Genomic DNA, 15,588 nt, shown 5'->3' with positions numbered 1-15,588 from the left:
TGAACAGCTCAGCCTCAATGCGTTCCATCGGGCTATCCAACAGTAGACGCCGTACCTCATCCAGCCGTAATCATCACGGAAGCGCGGTCACAGCCCCTTGCTCGGCTTCAACCGTGGTGGGCGGGGAGTTCAGCGGCACCGCGAAGAGGTCCGCGAAGGCCTCGAAGGAGAGCTGGTCGCTGACTACAGAGCTCGGCACGTGGTGAATCCTCCCGGCGGCGGTACAGCAAGTCGCGGCTGAACGTCAAGGCTTGGCTACCGGTATGGACGGAGTGAGCTCTCTCAGCGTTACACCCCCGTCTCCAGCTGCTGGCTTCCGCGGTGCTCCGGGGTCGCTAGTCGAACGCTCGCGCTATGGAACTCCACTTCGAATCGGCGGAGTTGAGGGATTTCGCTCGCGCACGGATGGGTCGCTACGCTGGCGTCGGCGCCTGGCCGACGGCAGCGTCGGGCAGACGTTTCATCCCGCATTGCTGTCCAGCGAAGGTGTGCTCCTGTGACCGGTACCGCGACTGTCTCCGACTTCTACTGCCACCAGGCACTGGCCGGGAGGGTCCCGATCGAGGTGGTGAGGGAGACCCCGCAGGTTCTGGCCTTCCACCACACGAACCCGTCCCATCCCGTGCACATCGTGGTGATCCCGAAGGAGCACGTGCCCTCGCTCACCGACCTGGGCGGTGCTGACGAGGACCTGCTGCATGAGGTCGTCACGGTGGTGCGGGAGGTGGCGGCTGAGGTGGAGAAGGAGCACGGGTCGTGCTCGGTGACGACGAATCTCGGCCTGTACCAGGAGTCGAAGCACATGCACTGGCACGTCACCTACCGGGGGGAGAGCGAGTCGCAGATCCTCGGCACGTACGGCCACCACGACGGCTGACGTCCCGCTACTGGCGCCCGCCCGCGGCCTGCATGACGAGATCGGCGACGCGCTCGGCAGCGGCCTGTGGACGGGGGCGGGCGCCCTGTGTCCTGTGGGGGGCGGTGGACAGGGCGGCGCAGGCCTGCACGAGGACGCCGGTGTCGGCCAGCTGCTCGTCGGCAACGACGCGGCACCGCTCAGGGTGGAGTGCCGAATAGGCGCGTGCGTTGTCGAGCTGGTCTCCGCGGCTGACGGAGGCGGGCAGCGGCACAAGGACGGCCGGCAGCTCCAGGGCGTCGAGTTCGGCCAGGGTGGTCGCGCCCGCCCGGCCGATGACGAGGTTCGCCAATGCCAGGGCGTGAGGCATGTCCTCGTGCAGGTACTCCAGTTGCCAGTACCCCTGCCGCTCGTCGAAGCGCGGGTCGAGGTTGCCCTTGCCCACGACGTGCAGCACGCTGTACTGCTGGCACAGTTCCGCGAGCTGGCCGCGGACGGCGGCGTTGATCCGCTCGGATCCGCTGCTGCCGCAGAAGATCAGCAGCACCGGCTTGTCGGCGGGCGCGCCAAGCCGCTCGCGCAGGGCCTCGGGCTCGGCGTCGGTGAGGTCGGCGCGGAGCGGCAGTCCGGTCACCTTGATCTTGCCGCCCATCCAGCGCGGTGTCGGGGCGGGGGCGGGGACGCTGAGGCAGATGGTGGTGGCCAGGCGTCCCAGGATCTTGTTGGCCAGGCCCAGGGAGTGGTCGCTCTCGTGGATGACGACGGGGACGCGGGCGAGGGCGGCGCCGACGCCCACGGGCACGGAGACGTAGGAGCCCTTGGAGAACAGGGCGTCAGGGCGTTCGCGACGCAGTGCCGTGTAGGCGGCGAAGATGCCTCGGACCACGGTGAACGGCATCAGGAGGTTGCCGGCGGAGCGGTGACGGCGGAGCCCGGCCGAGGGGACATGGCGGAAGGGGATGCCGGCGCGCTCGGCGTAGTCGTGTTCGATGGTGCCCTGGCGCCCGAAGTAGACCAGGTCCGCGCCGCGCTCGCGGAGCTGGCCGGCGACGGCGAGGGCCGGAACAACGTGACCGGCGCTGGCGCCGCCGGTGATGGCGATTTTCATCGGATCCTATTTCTGAAGCTACCGCGCCGAGTGTCACCGCGGAAGCACTATTCCTGTGGTCCTGAATGGTGAATTGGTCGGGTCGGCTGGATTCGAACCAGCTCCTCGGCAACGCTTTTGCCGTGCTCCACCGATTGAGCTACGACCCGCTTCGAACTGCGACTAGAAGAACGCTAGACCGCCCCCTGCCGCCGGTCAACGGGTCCGTGCGGCCGGGCGAAAACATTCCGCCGCCGGACGGACCCGAACAGCCGACGACTATTTCCCTGTTTCGGGCATGCCGAATTCGGAGGCCGCGGAATCGGTGCCGCCTTGGGAATTGAGTGTGGTTTGCTGCGGTGGTTTTACAGGTGGGTGAATGGGTTCGGGGTGGTGATGTGGCTGAGATTGGTGCGGGTGGTTCGTCCGGTGGAGCGCGTGATGACTTCGACCGCGGTGTCGGGGTGGTCTGGGGAGAGGACGGCCGCGTGGGGCAGGCCGAGGAGGCGGGCGTAGCGGAGCTTGTCGCCGGCGGGCAGAGGCCGGTCGTCGACCAGGACGCTGAGGTGCTGGGCGGTGAGGGCGCGGGTGAGGCGGTCCGAGCGTTCGCGCATGGCCGGCAGGTCGGCGCGCAGGACCACGAGGTGGATGTCGGCGGGCCCGGTGCCGGGTGCCCAGCGCAGGCCGTGCCGGTCGCGGTGGAGGTCGGCGGCGGTCTGGAGGCAGCGGGTGATGCCGATGCCCGAGCAGGCCATCCAGGGGGTGGCGGGCCGGCCGTCGACATTGTTGAAGCGGAGGTTCATGGGGGTGGCGTACTGGGTGCCCAGCTCGAAGACGTGGGCGACTTCGACGGCGCGCAGGAGGCCGTAGCGGCCCTGGTGGCAGGCGCCGCAGCCGCTGTGCTCGGTCGCGTGGTGCAGGTCGGCGCCGCTGGGGTGCAGCGGGGGCAGCCCGCGCACGCCGCTCCAGCGGATGCCGGTGCGCAGCCCGGTGTCTCCGTCGGAGATGGCGAACGTCTCCAGGTCGGCGGCGGACAGGTCGTACAGGGGCCGGACGTCGGGGGTGGATGCGGCGTCCCAGGGGGTGAGGGTGCCCGCCGTCTTGCCGAGCAGTCCGGGCAGGAGGCCGGGGTCGACGAGGTCGACGCGGGCCGCGCCGGTGGCGGCGGCGACTTTGCGGGGGCTGACGTGGAGGTCGGAGCGGATGGCGACCGTCGCGGTCTGGGTGGCGCCGTCGGGGAGGGTGAGGGTGAAGGCGATGACGTTGACGACCGGTTCGGGGCCGGGGGGCGGGGGGTGGGCGGCGAGGACGGCGCCGTCGCCGCGGTTGCCGCAGTGGGTGCAGGCGACGATGGTGCCCTGTCCGCTGCTGGCGAGGACGAGGTGTTCGGTGCTGGGGCCGGCGGAGATGCTGCCGCCGTCGGCGGGCGCGGTGAAGGTGCCGGTCAGGCCCATCCCGGTCAGGGCCGCGGTGCAGGCCTCGTTGAGGAAGTCGACGGATTCGCGCATGGTGTCGGGGCCGGTGTCGAAGGTGTAGGCGTCGGCCATGGTGAACTCGCGGCCGCGCATGAGTCCGCCGCGCGGTGAGAGCTCGTCGCGGAACTTGCGGGTGCTCAGCGACAGGCGGACGGGCAGGTCGCGGTGGGAGCGCAGGTGCTCGCGGACGGTGGCGGCCGCGATCTCTTCGGACGTGGGGGCGAGGCACATCTCCTCGCCACTGGAGGAGGCCACGGTCAGCAGCGCTCCTTCGCGGCGGTAGACGTCCCAGCGCCCGGTCTGCTCCCACAGGGTGCGGCTCTGGAGCGTGGGCGGGGCGAAGGTCAGCGCGCCGCGTTCTTCGAAGGCGCTCCGGGCGATGGCGCTGAGCCGGTCGTGGACCCGCAGGCCCAGGGGCAGCAGGCTGTGCACTCCGGTCGCGTCGGTGCGGGCGATCAGGCCGAGGGTGTGCAGCAGGTCGAGGGTGGAGGCCGAGGCGTCGCCGGTGCGGGGCCGCACCGGCGGCCACAGACGGCTGGCGTACAGCGGGACGGTGCTCATCGGTGGCCTCCTGTCGCGGTGCGGGACAGGGCGGCGAGACGGGCCGCGGTGTCGGTGATGTCGTAGCCGCGGGCATTGGCGAGGGCCGCCTGGTGCAGGACCTGCCGTGTGGCCGGGCTGGCGGCCAGGAGGTCGATGAGGGCGGCGAGTGCGGGGGCGTCACCCGGCGGGTAGCTCAGCCCGCCGGCCCCGAGCGTGGCTTTCAGCCCGGCCACGTCGCTGTGGAGGATTGGCAGGCCGTACGCCTGGGCCTCGACCGCGACGAGGCCGTAGGCCTCCAGCGTGCGTGTGGTGAACAGCATCGCGTCGAAGCCGGCGAAGCGCTTGAACAGGTCCTGGCGCGGCAGGAACGGCTCGAACGTCACGCGGTCGCGCAGGCCGAGGTCGGCGGTGCGGTGGAGGAGGGTGTCGAGCTCGCTGCCGCTGCCGATCACGGTGAGGTGGTGCCGCGTGGTGTGAGCCAGCGCCTCGATGGCGGTGATCGTGGACTTGTTGGCGTCCAGGCGGCCCGCGTGGAGCAGGCGCAGCCGGTTCCCGGCGCGCGGGTACGCGGTCGGTGCCGGGGGCAGGGGGATGCCCCAGGGCACGATGTGCAGGCGGTCGGTGTGGCGGCCGTCGGTGAGTTGGTTCACGGCGGCGGCCATCGTCACGTTCGGGACGACGACGTGCACGCTCGCGGCGACGATCTCGTTCAGGACCGCTCGTGCTTGCGGGTGCTCGGTGGCGGCGATGACGTCGGTCCCGTGGGCGACCGACACGATCGGCGTGCTCCCGGCCGCCCGTGCGAAGGCGAGTGCGAGACCGAAGCCGAGGTGCTGGGCGTGGATGACGTCCGGCCGATGCTTCCGCACGAGGCCACGGACCTCGTCGGTGAGCGCGTTCGCGTACGGGTCGAAGCCGGGTCCGTACGGGGCCTTGCGCGCGGCCAGTTCGGTGGTGTCGGTGAAGCCGTGCTTCCAGGTGCCACTGCCCGGCAGGTGTGCGAACAGCGTGCGGTATCCGTGGCCGGCCAGGCGGGCGTACACGTCGCTGGCCCAGATGGTCGAGCCGCACGAGGGCTCCAGGGGCAGGTCGATGCCGGTCAGGATCAGCGGACTCCTCATGCGGAGGCCTCCGTCGGGGTGGGCTGCTGGAGGTAGGTGTCCAGGCCGGTGCGCAGGAGCGCCGCGGTGCCCGCCCAGCCCAGCGCGCAGACGGTGTCGATGACGGACAGGTTCGCGACGAAGCCCTGCCGGCCCCAGGCCTGCTCGTATCGGGGGTGGCGTTCGGCGTAGTTGTTCCACCGCACCCGCACCCCGTACTCGGCCAGGGCCGTGGTGTCGAGGTAGGTGCGTGTCCCCGATCCCGCCCACAGGACCTCGGCGCCGGTGGCCTTGCAGATGGCGGCCAGGCGGCCGGTGCGGTCCTCGTCGTGGATGTTCAGCTCGGAGGTCAGCCGCAGCCGCGCGGGGGCGCCGAGGGCGGCACCGATCTGGGTGAGCAGGTCGTGGTTCAGGTCGACCAGCCACGCGTGGCCGCCATCGAGGACGGGCCGCAGGACGTGCAGCAGTTCCTCGATGTGCGGGGAGCGGGCGTAGGCCAGCCGGATCGTGCGCAGCATGCTGGCGGCGTCGAAGGACGAGGCGACGGGGGTGTCGCGGATCAGCTGCCCGGGGGCGCGGCTGACCGGGATGGTCACCCAGCGCACCCCGTCCGCCGTCTTGATCCGGTTGCGATTCTGGTAGCCGCCGTCGGTGTAGGGCACGTCGTCGTAGAGGGCGACGGTGTCGCAGGCGAAGAGGGCCTCGCAGAATCCGAGCCACGGTGCGAAGGGCGGCTGCTCGATGTAGATCACGTCGGGTCCTCCTGGGGGAAGAGGGTGAGTACGGAGGTTTCGAAGGACTCGAAGGCCCGCCCGGCCGCGGCGGCCGCGGGGCGCAGTTGCCATCCGGCGTGGGCGGCGCGGTGGTGGGTGTAGTCCTTGCCGAGATACCAGCGGCCGGCCTGGCTGCGGTGCGCGGCCAGGGCACTGACCTTGTCGTCCAGGAAGTCGGTGATGTCGACGAGGACGCTCGGAGCGAACGCGGAACGGGGCGCGTGGGGTTCCCCGTGCAGCACCGTGTGGCAGCCGGCCACACGGGTGGCGGCGTTGACGGCGGCGCGGGCCAGGGCCCGGTGGTCCTGGTGGTCGGTGTCGGTGTGGAGGCTGTGGGTGATCAGCAGCGTGCAGCCCAGGCGTGTCAGCTCGGCCTCCACGGTGGAGATCAGGTGCCGGTCGGCCACCAGGGCGCCGTCGGGCAGGCCGAGGAAGGCGAGCTGCACGCCGGTGGCGTGCCAGGCCGAACGGACCTCCTGCGCCCGCTCGTCCGTGCCGAGCCGGCGTCCGGCGGCCGCGTCGGCCACCGAAACCCCGTTCGCTCCGTGGGAGGCCACGACCACGGTCACGCTGGCGCCGGCCGCTACGGCCCGGCGCAGCGTGCCGTAGCACAGCAGCTCGGCGTCGTCGGGGTGGGCGACGAGCGCCACGACCCGCTCCCCCCGCCCACCAGGCTGCCCGGCCGGGCCGGGGGCTGCGGGGGTGTTCACCGGGCCTCGAAGTCGAGGTGGGCCTTGGAGGGCTGCGGGCCCCGGCTGCCCTGGTACTTGCCCTCGTACAGCACACGCTCACCGGTCGTCTGCCAGAAGGTGACCTGGCCGATGAGGAGCCCCGGATAGATCCGCACCGGCTGCACGCAGTGCAGTTGCAGGGTGAGCTGCCCGAAGGATCCGAGGTCGATGAGGTCTGCGGTGACGTGGACGAACAGGCCCAGGCGGCCGATGGAGGATCGCGCCCGGATGATGGGCACGAACTCGTCGCTGCCGATCAGCTCCCGGGTTGAGGCCAGGTAGATGCGGTGGGGCTGGAGTACGAACCCGTCCGTCGGGATGGAGCCGGACTCGAAGGGGTTCTCGCGGGCGCAGTCCAGGACGTCGCTGGTGTACCAGCCGATGGTGTCGCCGAGGTGGAAGTCGTAGGAGTTGGGCTGGGCGAGCCGTGCGTCGAAGGGTTCGATGCGGATGGCGCCGTCCTTGACGCGGGAGGTGATCGCGGGGCCGGTCAGGATCACGTGGTCACCTCCTGGAGGAACGGGACGGATTCGCAGCCGCGGCCGGCGGCGGCGTGGGGGGACCAGGCGGCGGGAACGCTGAGAGTGCCGTAGTGCCCCTGGTACGGGGATCGGCTGCCTGAGCGCTGCCAGAAGGACACCTGGCCCACGCGCATGCCCGGGTAGATCCGCAGGGCCTGGACGACGGTGATCTCCAGGGTCCAGCGGTGAACGGCGCCGAGCTGACCGAGGTCGGCGGAGATCTGTAGAAAACATCCGAGGCGGCCGATGGAGGAGCGTCCGATCAGGCTGGTGACGTACTCGTCGCTGCCGATCGTCTCCGCCGTCGTGCCCAGGTACACGACGCCCGGCTGAAGCTCGAATCCGTCCGCGGGAACGTCGATGGTGCGGGTCTGGGCGGGCACCGTGGGGTCGGCCGGTCTGCTGGTGAGTTCCTTGAGCTGCTCTCCGAGGCGGTAGTTGTAGCTGTTGGGGTTGAGCAGCGTCGGATCGAACGGGTCGATGGTGATCACCCCGCTGGCGACGGCCTTGTGGATCGCGGGTCCGGTCAGGATCACCGGGCGTCCCCCTTCGCCAGGGGGCGCAGGCCGTAGGCCTGCTTCAGCAGCCGGCGCTGTCCGGGCAGCAGCTCGCTCTGACCCGGGCCCATGGGCAGGCGCCCGTGGGCGTAGCGCCACTGGTCGAAGACGAGGAGCTGGCCCGGCTTCAGCCGCACCGCGGTTCGCCGTCCCTCGACGGCGGCCACGAGACGCCCGAACGCGGCGGCGGCCTGCTGCGGGCTGTCGCTGTCGATGAGTTCTCCGCGTTTGAGGTGGGGGAGCATCTTGGCGGTGAACCGGATCGGCTCCCCGCCGTCGAGGCGCTCGGGCAGGACGGCGAAGCGGGCCAGGCCCTCTCCGACGCCGTGGACACCGTGGTCGGTGAAGTAGGAGAAGACCGGTCGCCGGAGCAGGTCGCGGTCACTCTTGTCGAGATCGTTCGCGGCCTGGTGGAGGTCGGAGAGCGCGGAGGCGCCGCCGCCGGCCGGGTCCGCGCGCACGCAGTACAGGGCGATGAGGCGGGGCGCGCGGTCACGGTCGACGAGGTCGATGTGCAGCCTGTTCTCCCCCACACCGTGCGTCCGCCCCGGGTCGACGTCGTCACGGACCGTCAGGTCGCCCCAGCAGCCCTGATCCGGGTAGAGGGCGAGGACCGGGCCCAGGGCGGACATCAGGCTGACCGAGAGGGCCAGGTTGCGGTCGTGGTCCTCGGAGTCGAAGGCAACGACCAGACGGCCCCGGCCGGGCCCGTCGAAGGCCCGGGCGAAGGCGTCCGGAGCGGTCGGCCCGCAGGTCACCTCAGGCGCGGGCAGCGTCAGCAGTTCGTTCATGTCGTCTCCAGACAGGCGGTGAGGATGCCGTGCAGCGTGTACGGGCGGGAGAAGGGCTGAGCGGGCAGTCCCAGGCGCTCGGCGAGGTAGGCGGTAGTAGCGATGCGTCCCGGCTCGTCATGCGGCCGGACGGCGGCGATGGTCAGGTCCTCGCCCAGTGCCTGCGCGCGGGCGGCGAGAGCGCTGGCCGAGTGGGTGCCGTCGAGGAGCACGAGAGGGCTGTCGAAGGGCATGCAGGACCACAGCGCCGCCCGGGTGACCTTGCGCGGGAGACCCGCGCGCAGCGTGAAGGTGTTGAGGACGAACGCGTCGGCGCTTGTCTGCTGCCGGGCGGCGGCCGCGATGAGGCGGGCCACGTCTTCGCGGCGGGGCTCGGCGGCGGAGAGGTAGCCGAGAGGGTGCGCGCCCCATGCGGCGAACGCTTTGAGCTCCGCCGCGACGCCGGGCAGCGCGTCCGGCTGGGCGCCCCGGAGTGGGCTGTCGTGGCGCACGCTGACGGGACCGGTCGCGGTCAGCGTGAGGCGGAGCAGCCCGGCGCCCTGGGCGGCCGGCTTGACCACATGCCGGTTTCCGTCGGTCCACTGCGTCCAGGGCGAGTGGCAGTGCGAGGCGATCACCGTGGCCAGCGGCCAGCCGGCTTCCTGGTCGGCGACGTCGCCCAGGAAGCCGCTGTGACTGACCCCCATCACCACGTCGGCCCCGGCCGACCTGAGCGCCTCGGCCTCGGCAGCGATCAGCTCGGCCGTCGGGGCCCGGTAGGTGAACCCGGCGCGCTCGGCCGGCGGGATCGCCGCGTAGGCCTGCTCGCCCATGTAGCCGACGATCCCGATCCGCAGCGACGGCCCGTGCAGCACCAGTCCCGCCGTCCACCGGCCGGCGAAGGAGTCCGGAGGAGTGACATTGGCGCACACCACGGGCGGGAACGCCTCCGGGGCCCTGAGCCGCATCAGGTCCGGCAGGTCGTGGTTGCCGGGGACGACCGCGTCGTACAGCTCGGCCAGGAACTTCTCCTCCACACGGCCGCCCGAGTAGGCGTGGAACGCGCTGCCGGAGAAGAAGTCGCCCGCGTCGATGACCAGGGCCCCAGCCTTCCTCGCGGCGTACAGCCCAGTGAGGGCGCTGTGGCCGTCGGGCAGGGCGGAGTGGAAGCAGCCGGTGGCAATCAGCTCCTGCATGTCGACCTCCGGCCGACCGCCAGGACGCGGAGGACGGTGGGCGCGGGCGGCCAGAAGGCGGCACGGGGAATGCCGTCCACCTCTTCCACGACCAAGTCGCGGCTCGCCGCCAGCAGGTCGGTGCTGCCGCTGGGGACGACGACGAGCCCGTGCTCCACCCGGGGGCAGGCGAAGACATGCCGGATGAGGCCAGCGGACAGTTTGGGATCGAACGGCATGATCGACACCAGCGTGCTGCCGAGGTTCAGGCCGGCATCCAGGTCCAAGTCGCGTATGTCCGCGATCGACACGCGAGCCCGGTCCCCGAAGGGGCTGAGACGATCGGTCAGCTGGTTCCGCAGCCGCTCGTCCTTCTCCACGGCCCAGATGCGGTGTCCGGCAGTCGCGATCACCGACGAGAGAGTGCCCAGCCCCGCTCCGACTTCAAGCACCTGTGCGCTGGCCGGGATGCCCGCCCGCTCCAGCAGTGCGTGAGCCGCCTCCCTCGTCCGCAGGAAGTGCTGCCCGAGATCGCCGCGAGCCTGGAAGCCGCGAGCGGCATACCGGTCGGCCGCCCCGACGGCGTCGTCCGCCGTCAAGGGTTGCTTGATCACTGAGGAAGTCCCTTCGTAAGGCACCCTCGCGACGTCGGCGGACGATGCGGGATGCGCACGGTGGCACCGCGCAGGCGGAGCCGGGAGGAGTTTCGACAACGCCTGTCAGGTCGCCAGGGAGATTGAGTGCCGGACAACTGCCCGTATCGCCATAGGGATTGAACGGAGTCCCGGTGGTTTGGCCGACGCCTAATGCTTCAGCGCGTCGATGGGCTCCGGCTCCGGCAGAAGTTGACGTACTGCACTAGCGAGGCCACCGCCGAGCCGGCCTACCCGCAGCAAGGCCAGCACCGCTCGGCCCGCGCCGCACGCCCTGGTTGGCTGCACGGGCGACTTGCCATCGGAAGCCGAGGCAGGGAGCCCGGCGCGGGTTGCGGAGGGCTTCGAGGATCTCGGGCGCGAACTCCGGGTCCTCCCAGCTGTTGCCCTCCACTACGGCACGACGGTTGGACAGCAGCGGTTGCAGCCGGACCGCATCGCCGTGTCCCAGCAAGGACGCCAATCCCACCAGCATGCGCACGGCCCAGTCCGTACTGGGCGAGTCCATCCGCGAGGCGGCGGCCGCCAGCCGGAACACCGCGCCAGGGTGCTCCTCTTCCATGGCCGCGACCAGCCAGCGGGCGGCCTGCTCCAGCTCGTTCCGGCGCAGCGCCTTGGACCCGAGCCGATAGAAGGAGTTCGCATCCCGCTGGGCCTCGGTGACCCGCCCGGGCAGCCAGCCCTCGGGCTTGTCCCACACGCCGTCGCGCTCCGCCAGGAGCGCGAGCAGCCTGTCGGCTGTCATCGGACCGTCGTCGGGCATTCTGTCTCCTTGCGCATGATGAGTGAGGCAGGCTCAGTAGCCGGTCGGCCCGGTGAGGGCCAGCGCCGTGAACTCCGGCGCCGCTCCCTTCTGCGCCCAGCTCAGGTCCCAGCGGTGGGTGTGCCGCCAGCCGTGCCGGAGGCCTTCGATCACTTCGTTCGGGTAGCCGCGGTGGTAGCCGTCCGGCTGCTTCTCCCACACCTGCGTCACCACGTACACCACCCCGGTGCGGGGCTTCACCCAGCGGCGGGCGTCGGTCATGAACCGCTGGAGGTCCACGTAGGGGAGCACCAGCCGGCAGGCCAGCACGTCGACGCTGCCGGGGCTCAGGGACCGCGGTGCCGTGTCGGTGAGGAAGTCGTGAACCTCGAAGTTCAGCCGGGGCTCCCCCGCCCACCTGCTGCGGGCCTGCTCGACCGCGACCGGTGACCAGTCGTAGCCCGTGGTCCTCAGGCCTTCGCGGGCCAGCGCGGCCGTCAGCACGCCCCAGCCGCAGCCGACGTCCACGGCCGTCCGCATCCCCGTCCCCAGGACGTGCTGCCGGATCCCGGCCAGCTCGTCGTCCAGGAAGGGAAGGTGTACCTGGGGTTCCGGGTTGGAGTAGAAGCGGTCCCAGCTCCAGCGCTTGTACAGCGCCTCCACCGGGTCGGCCGGCACCCGGTTCCACAGGCCGTGCTCCACGGTCGGCATCACAGCTCCTCACCGCTCGTGGCCTGGATCCGGCTTCGGCCCACCCCGCTCGCGGAGGACCGCCCGGGGTCCGCAGCGGCAAACAGGTTCGCCGCCAAGGGCGCGAGGGCCTCCAGCGTCCGGCGACGCTTCAGCTCCTGCTGCGACGTGCGCACCGGAAGACCGGTCGGCTCCGCCGCTCTGCTGTGCTCCAAGGTCATCCTCATCCCACTCCGTCATCAGCGCGTACGCCGCGAGCACGCCCAGCCACAGCAAGACCAGGAACGTGCAGAAGATCCACTGCCGCCATCCCACTCGGGGGAACCGCCTATCCATCCACCGCTGCCGGTCCACCCACGCCCATAAGCCGCTCACCGGCCCGTCTCCGACAGCGCCAGCGCCACGAAGCAGCCCCGGGCGGCCATCTTGTGGAGGAAGGCCTCGTACTCCTCCAGATCCGGGCTGATCTGCTCGTACGTGGGCGCCAAGATCCCGTCTGCGTGACCCGTGCGCAGCAGGAGCTGCGCGCCCGCGAGGCCGTGCCGCTCCACAAGCCGCGTGGCGTCGTCCACTGGGTCCCGGAACTCCTCTTCCCGCACCAGCCAGTGCCGGGAGCGGCCCGCCAGCTCCAACGCCTCGAACTGGGCCTCCGCATCGCCCAGGGGTGCCCGTACGTAGCGGACCACCCGGAGCATTCGGCCGTTCTGCCGGGCGAGGTGGCCGGCGGCCCGTACCCCGTCCGTGCGAACTCCGGCCAGTCGAGCCAGCGGATCGGTCTGGCGGAACGGCTGCCCGGTCAGGGCGTGCCACTGGCGTCCCGTGAGGTTGTCCTGCTCCATCCAGTCGTCGGGCACGGGTTCGGTGAAGGTCGTCACGGCATGCTCCTTCCGGCAGGGCAGGGGTGTGAAGGCCGCCCGCGAGCTGGGTTTACGACGGCTGACACCAGCTCGTCGGGCGACTCGACTACCGTCCTCCCAAGGGGAGTTCACGTGCAACCGACTGTGCCCAGTCAATTGCCTAGGAATGTGAATTGGTATATGACAGCAAACGAACAGGGGCCCACTCGGCACGAACAGAAACCCTCGGCAGGCGAACAGGGCCCTCGTTGAGACGCGCAGTGGCTGCCACCATCGGAGCAGGCAGCCTGAATCGGAGGGGAGGACACCATGGGGGCACACGTAGGACCGACGTTCCTACGCATCATGCTCGGGGCCGAACTCACCCGGCTTCGCGAGCGGGCCGGGTTGACGGGTGAGCAAGCCGCGAAGGCGATCGGACTCCGTTCAGCCTCGATGATCAGCAAGGTCGAATCAGGTCACAGCGGGTTCGATCGCATAGACCAGCTCATCAAGCTGCTCGACGAGTATCAGGTCCCGGAAGAGGGTCAGGAGATGCTCGCCGATTGGTACCGCAACGCCAAGGGCGGAGACTGGTGGAGCCCGAAGTCCTCCACCATGCCCTCCGGCATGAACCTCTTCCTGGCCTTCGAGTCCGGCGCCAGCAGCGTCAAGGTGTGCACACCCCAGGTGGTGAACGGCCTCCTACAGTCGGAGAACTACGCCCGCGCGCTCATGGAGTCCGCTCGCGTCGCGGATGATCGCACGACCGAGTTCGTGGAGAACGCGGTTGAGGTCCGGATGACCCGAAAGAAGCGCATCACCGAAGAGGGCATGGAGCTCGTCTGCATCATGGACGAGTCCGCACTGCGGAACAGGGTCGGCAGCCCGGAGATCATGGCGGAGCAGTACGAGGAGATTGAGCGTCTCGCAGCACTGCGCAACGTCACGGTGAGAATCATCCCGTTCTCGGCTCCCACCTACCGCGTCTTCGGGGAGTTCCACGTCCTCGACTTCGCCCGGAAGGAACTCCCCGACCCGGTTGTCGTCGCGCCCAGCACCGTGGACCAGGGCATGAAGTGCACCGCGAAGCAGAAGCCGGTCAAGCAGTTCGCGCGCCGCTTCGACGTCCTTGCCCAGGGCGCCCTGCCGGCCCATGAGACCCCCGCGTTCCTGAAACGACTAACCCGAGAGGTAGAAGAAGAATGACCAGTACCGACACCAGCAGCTCCAACGGGCAGTGGTTCAAGTCCTCGTACAGCGGCGACGCCAGCGGCAACTGCGTGGAGGCCCGCCGTCAGCCGGGTGCGGTTCACGTTCGGGACTCCAAGCGCAACGGTGAGCACTGCGCGCCGGCGCTGGGCTTCTCCGATGAGGCGTGGTCGGCGTTCGCGGACTATGTCGGCGGTCGCTAGTCAGGCGGCGGGTGTCCTCCTCGCTCTCATCGAGGAGGACACCCAGGGTGACCAGCTTGCCGTACGGCACCGACAGGTGCCGCGCTTCACGCTGCGGTACGCCCCGCACGTCGCCGCCAAGGCTCAGCATCCAGGACGGCCCGCACCCGCTGGCCGTCGTCCCAGTCAGTAGGCAGCATGCCTCAGGACCTGTAGGGCCCGGAATCGGCGGAGCCGGCCCAGACCTCCTGGCCAGCGGGCGTGACGGTCATCCCGAAGTCGTAGAGCCCGGGGGTGCCCGCCACCTCCCAGTGCGTCCAGCCGCTCTCCGTCTCCTCGAACAGCTGCCGCGGGCCGCCTTCGCGGACCACGGCACCATCCGGGCCGCTGCCGGTGACGGTGGCCCAGGAGTCGGCCCCGTCGTGGAGCCAGGCGGTGAAGCCCCCCTCGGTCTCGCCGGTGGCGATCCGGATGGCGGGGGCTGTGACCCGCAGCGAGAACAGCAGCCCCAGGTCCCTGAGGAGCCGCACGTCCCGTTCGGTCCGTCTGGTCCGGCCGGCCGGGTGGTCGGCCTGGATGGCGTGCAGCTCGCGGCCCTGGTCCACGCCCCTGCTGGGCATGAACATCCCCAGACCCTGGATCCACCCGCTTGCGGCCTGGCCGTCGTCGGCGACGGTGAGAGCGACGTGTCCGAGCCGCCCCGAGGGGGTGACGATCCGTCCGCCGGGCCGGGTCTGCTCGATCCAGGACCACGGGATGGTCTCGACCGCGTACGTTGCGATCAGCCGGTCGTATGGCGCGCCCTGGGGCCAGCCCGCGTTCCCGTCCCTGAGCTGTACCGCGGCGTCGAGTCCGGCCGCCTTGATGTGCTGTCTCGCGGCCGCCGCGAGGTCAGGGTCGACCTCCAGGCTGGTCACCAGGCCGGGGCCGGCCCGGTGCGCGAGGAGAGCCGCGTTCCAGCCGGCGCCCGCGCCGACTTCGAGGGCGCGGTGCTCGGGTTCGAGGATCAGGGAGTCGAGCATGTCCGCGACCACGGAGACGCACGACAGGCTGGAGGTCGGCAGCCCGCCCCTGACCTGGGTGACGGCGGAGTCGTAGGGGCCCGCGTAGACGAGGTCGGCCCACGCCTCGGGCTGAAGGGCCCGGTCGACGGGCACGTAGGCGGCGCCGTCCCAGGTCCACAGGGTGTCGGGGGCGAATGAGTGCCGGGGGACGTCGTCCAGGATGGCGCGGCGGACCCATGGGGAGTCCGCCGGCCACAGCTCCTGGGCGTCCATGGCCTCCGCCAGCGCGGTGCGGCGGTCGTCCAGACGCATCGCGTGCTACCTCCGGCGCTTGCCCGAGCCGGAGCCCGGGTCGGAGACCTGGCCGTCGCTGTTGCCGGGCGGCGGTGTGCCGGTCGACAGCGGCGGGTTGGGCTTCGCGTGGCTCCCGCCGCCGCTGTTCCCCCCGTTCCCCCCGCTGCTGCCGCTGTCGTTCTTGTCCTTCGCCATGACGTGCTCCCCTCACTGGGTGTGAGCTCCTTGCCGTGCGTGACTACCACATCACAGCGGCAGGATGGGCGGGCGTGGATGTGCGGATCCCGCATCCCGCTTGCAGATCCTGCACACGCCCTGTGCCCGCCCGGTCACAGGGCATAGGGTGGGGGCGGCAGACCTGTGAACCACCTCTGGCCGGAGGGGAAC

The 15,588-nt window shown here is 70.8% G+C and carries 19 protein-coding genes and 1 tRNA gene; 3 read left to right on the top strand and 17 right to left on the bottom strand.

Features of this window, described 5'->3' with window-relative positions; translation table 11 throughout:
* Positions 1–73: 73 nt before the first annotated feature.
* A complete protein-coding gene (locus tag ACZ518_RS38140) occupies positions 74–199 on the bottom strand; it encodes a hypothetical protein (RefSeq protein ID WP_469117623.1) in 126 nt (41 codons plus the stop codon).
* A 297-nt stretch (positions 200–496) separates the two neighbouring features.
* Between ACZ518_RS38140 and ACZ518_RS38135 the strand changes: the two genes are divergently transcribed.
* The gene (locus ACZ518_RS38135; protein ID WP_469117622.1) at positions 497–877 is read left to right on the top strand and encodes an HIT family protein; all 381 of its coding nucleotides are present in this window, start codon (positions 497–499) and stop codon (positions 875–877) included.
* 7 nt (positions 878–884) lie between these two features.
* On the opposite strand, the gene ACZ518_RS38130 is transcribed toward ACZ518_RS38135, so the two are convergent.
* The 14 genes from ACZ518_RS38130 to ACZ518_RS38065 all read right to left on the bottom strand — a co-directional run bounded on the left by ACZ518_RS38130 (position 885) and on the right by ACZ518_RS38065 (position 12,548).
* Positions 885–1,964 (bottom strand): UDP-N-acetylglucosamine--N-acetylmuramyl-(pentapeptide) pyrophosphoryl-undecaprenol N-acetylglucosamine transferase, encoded by a 1,080-nt coding sequence (locus ACZ518_RS38130; protein WP_469117621.1) that lies wholly within the window; start codon positions 1,962–1,964, stop codon positions 885–887.
* Positions 1,965–2,038: 74 nt separating this feature from the next.
* A tRNA-Ala gene (locus ACZ518_RS38125) sits at positions 2,039–2,113 on the bottom strand.
* Positions 2,114–2,308: 195 nt separating this feature from the next.
* Positions 2,309–3,979 carry a proline--tRNA ligase gene (locus tag ACZ518_RS38120; RefSeq protein ID WP_469117620.1) on the bottom strand — a complete coding sequence of 557 codons (1,671 nt, stop codon included), beginning with the start codon at positions 3,977–3,979 and terminating at the stop codon, positions 2,309–2,311.
* Positions 3,976–5,082 (bottom strand): glycosyltransferase family 4 protein, encoded by a 1,107-nt coding sequence (locus ACZ518_RS38115; protein ID WP_469117619.1) that lies wholly within the window; start codon positions 5,080–5,082, stop codon positions 3,976–3,978. Before ACZ518_RS38115 ends, ACZ518_RS38120 begins: the two co-directional genes overlap by 4 nt.
* Entirely contained in the window at positions 5,079–5,813 is a 735-nt protein-coding gene (locus ACZ518_RS38110; protein WP_469117618.1) for a WbqC family protein, read from the bottom strand. Before ACZ518_RS38110 ends, ACZ518_RS38115 begins: the two co-directional genes overlap by 4 nt.
* On the bottom strand, positions 5,810–6,484 hold the full coding sequence (locus ACZ518_RS38105) for a PIG-L deacetylase family protein (RefSeq protein WP_469117617.1): 675 nt from the start codon (positions 6,482–6,484) through the stop codon (positions 5,810–5,812). Before ACZ518_RS38105 ends, ACZ518_RS38110 begins: the two co-directional genes overlap by 4 nt.
* Before the next feature lie 56 nt (positions 6,485–6,540).
* Complete coding sequence (dcd, locus tag ACZ518_RS38100; protein ID WP_469117616.1) at positions 6,541–7,065, bottom strand: dCTP deaminase; 525 nt, start codon at positions 7,063–7,065, stop codon at positions 6,541–6,543.
* Positions 7,062–7,622, bottom strand: a complete 561-nt coding sequence (locus ACZ518_RS38095; protein ID WP_469117615.1) for a dCTP deaminase — start codon at positions 7,620–7,622, stop codon at positions 7,062–7,064. The genes dcd and ACZ518_RS38095 overlap by 4 nt, the downstream gene beginning before the upstream one ends.
* Entirely contained in the window at positions 7,619–8,434 is an 816-nt protein-coding gene (locus ACZ518_RS38090) for a TauD/TfdA family dioxygenase (RefSeq protein ID WP_469117614.1), read from the bottom strand. Before ACZ518_RS38090 ends, ACZ518_RS38095 begins: the two co-directional genes overlap by 4 nt.
* The gene (locus ACZ518_RS38085; protein ID WP_469117613.1) at positions 8,431–9,609 is read right to left on the bottom strand and encodes a bifunctional UDP-sugar hydrolase/5'-nucleotidase; all 1,179 of its coding nucleotides are present in this window, start codon (positions 9,607–9,609) and stop codon (positions 8,431–8,433) included. Before ACZ518_RS38085 ends, ACZ518_RS38090 begins: the two co-directional genes overlap by 4 nt.
* Entirely contained in the window at positions 9,597–10,202 is a 606-nt protein-coding gene (locus tag ACZ518_RS38080) for an rRNA adenine N-6-methyltransferase family protein (RefSeq protein ID WP_469117612.1), read from the bottom strand. Before ACZ518_RS38080 ends, ACZ518_RS38085 begins: the two co-directional genes overlap by 13 nt.
* Before the next feature lie 244 nt (positions 10,203–10,446).
* Positions 10,447–11,004, bottom strand: coding sequence for a hypothetical protein (locus ACZ518_RS38075; RefSeq protein ID WP_469117611.1), 558 nt, complete (start codon positions 11,002–11,004; stop codon positions 10,447–10,449).
* A 33-nt stretch (positions 11,005–11,037) separates the two neighbouring features.
* Positions 11,038–11,694, bottom strand: coding sequence for a class I SAM-dependent methyltransferase (locus tag ACZ518_RS38070; RefSeq protein ID WP_469117610.1), 657 nt, complete (start codon positions 11,692–11,694; stop codon positions 11,038–11,040).
* A gap of 350 nt (positions 11,695–12,044) precedes the next feature.
* Entirely contained in the window at positions 12,045–12,548 is a 504-nt protein-coding gene (locus ACZ518_RS38065) for a hypothetical protein (protein WP_469117609.1), read from the bottom strand.
* Positions 12,549–12,875: 327 nt separating this feature from the next.
* Between ACZ518_RS38065 and ACZ518_RS38060 the strand changes: the two genes are divergently transcribed.
* Both ACZ518_RS38060 and ACZ518_RS38055 read left to right on the top strand, forming a co-directional pair.
* Positions 12,876–13,718: a helix-turn-helix domain-containing protein gene (locus ACZ518_RS38060; RefSeq protein ID WP_469117608.1), complete on the top strand. Its 843-nt coding sequence runs from the start codon at positions 12,876–12,878 to the stop codon at positions 13,716–13,718.
* Positions 13,715–13,924 carry a DUF397 domain-containing protein gene (locus ACZ518_RS38055; RefSeq protein ID WP_469117607.1) on the top strand — a complete coding sequence of 70 codons (210 nt, stop codon included), beginning with the start codon at positions 13,715–13,717 and terminating at the stop codon, positions 13,922–13,924. Before ACZ518_RS38060 ends, ACZ518_RS38055 begins: the two co-directional genes overlap by 4 nt.
* 182 nt (positions 13,925–14,106) lie before the next feature.
* Here the strand turns inward: ACZ518_RS38055 and ACZ518_RS38050 are convergent, their stop codons facing one another.
* Positions 14,107–15,219: a methyltransferase domain-containing protein gene (locus ACZ518_RS38050; protein ID WP_469117606.1), complete on the bottom strand. Its 1,113-nt coding sequence runs from the start codon at positions 15,217–15,219 to the stop codon at positions 14,107–14,109.
* Positions 15,220–15,225: 6 nt separating this feature from the next.
* Positions 15,226–15,396 carry a hypothetical protein gene (locus ACZ518_RS38045; RefSeq protein ID WP_469117605.1) on the bottom strand — a complete coding sequence of 57 codons (171 nt, stop codon included), beginning with the start codon at positions 15,394–15,396 and terminating at the stop codon, positions 15,226–15,228.
* Positions 15,397–15,588: the final 192 nt, after the last annotated feature.

Source organism: Streptomyces sp. NPDC033966, assembly GCF_055575955.1.
This window is presented reverse-complemented; position numbering and strand designations above follow the sequence as displayed.

Bases quoted from the DNA above. Each gene is read 5' to 3' on its own strand.
- ACZ518_RS38115 (WP_469117619.1), bottom strand. From the start codon at position 5,082: ATGAGGAGTCCGCTGATCCTGACCGGCATCGACCTGCCCCTGGAGCCC.
- ACZ518_RS38060 (WP_469117608.1), top strand. From the start codon at position 12,876: ATGCTCGGGGCCGAACTCACCCGGCTTCGCGAGCGGGCCGGGTTGACG.
- ACZ518_RS38130 (WP_469117621.1), bottom strand. From the start codon at position 1,964: ATGAAAATCGCCATCACCGGCGGCGCCAGCGCCGGTCACGTTGTTCCG.
- ACZ518_RS38085 (WP_469117613.1), bottom strand. From the start codon at position 9,609: ATGCAGGAGCTGATTGCCACCGGCTGCTTCCACTCCGCCCTGCCCGAC.
- ACZ518_RS38070 (WP_469117610.1), bottom strand. From the start codon at position 11,694: ATGCCGACCGTGGAGCACGGCCTGTGGAACCGGGTGCCGGCCGACCCG.
- ACZ518_RS38090 (WP_469117614.1), bottom strand. From the start codon at position 8,434: ATGAACGAACTGCTGACGCTGCCCGCGCCTGAGGTGACCTGCGGGCCG.
- ACZ518_RS38045 (WP_469117605.1), bottom strand. From the start codon at position 15,396: ATGGCGAAGGACAAGAACGACAGCGGCAGCAGCGGGGGGAACGGGGGG.
- ACZ518_RS38055 (WP_469117607.1), top strand. From the start codon at position 13,715: ATGACCAGTACCGACACCAGCAGCTCCAACGGGCAGTGGTTCAAGTCC.
- ACZ518_RS38050 (WP_469117606.1), bottom strand. From the start codon at position 15,219: ATGCGTCTGGACGACCGCCGCACCGCGCTGGCGGAGGCCATGGACGCC.
- ACZ518_RS38120 (WP_469117620.1), bottom strand. From the start codon at position 3,979: ATGAGCACCGTCCCGCTGTACGCCAGCCGTCTGTGGCCGCCGGTGCGG.
- ACZ518_RS38075 (WP_469117611.1), bottom strand. From the start codon at position 11,004: ATGCCCGACGACGGTCCGATGACAGCCGACAGGCTGCTCGCGCTCCTG.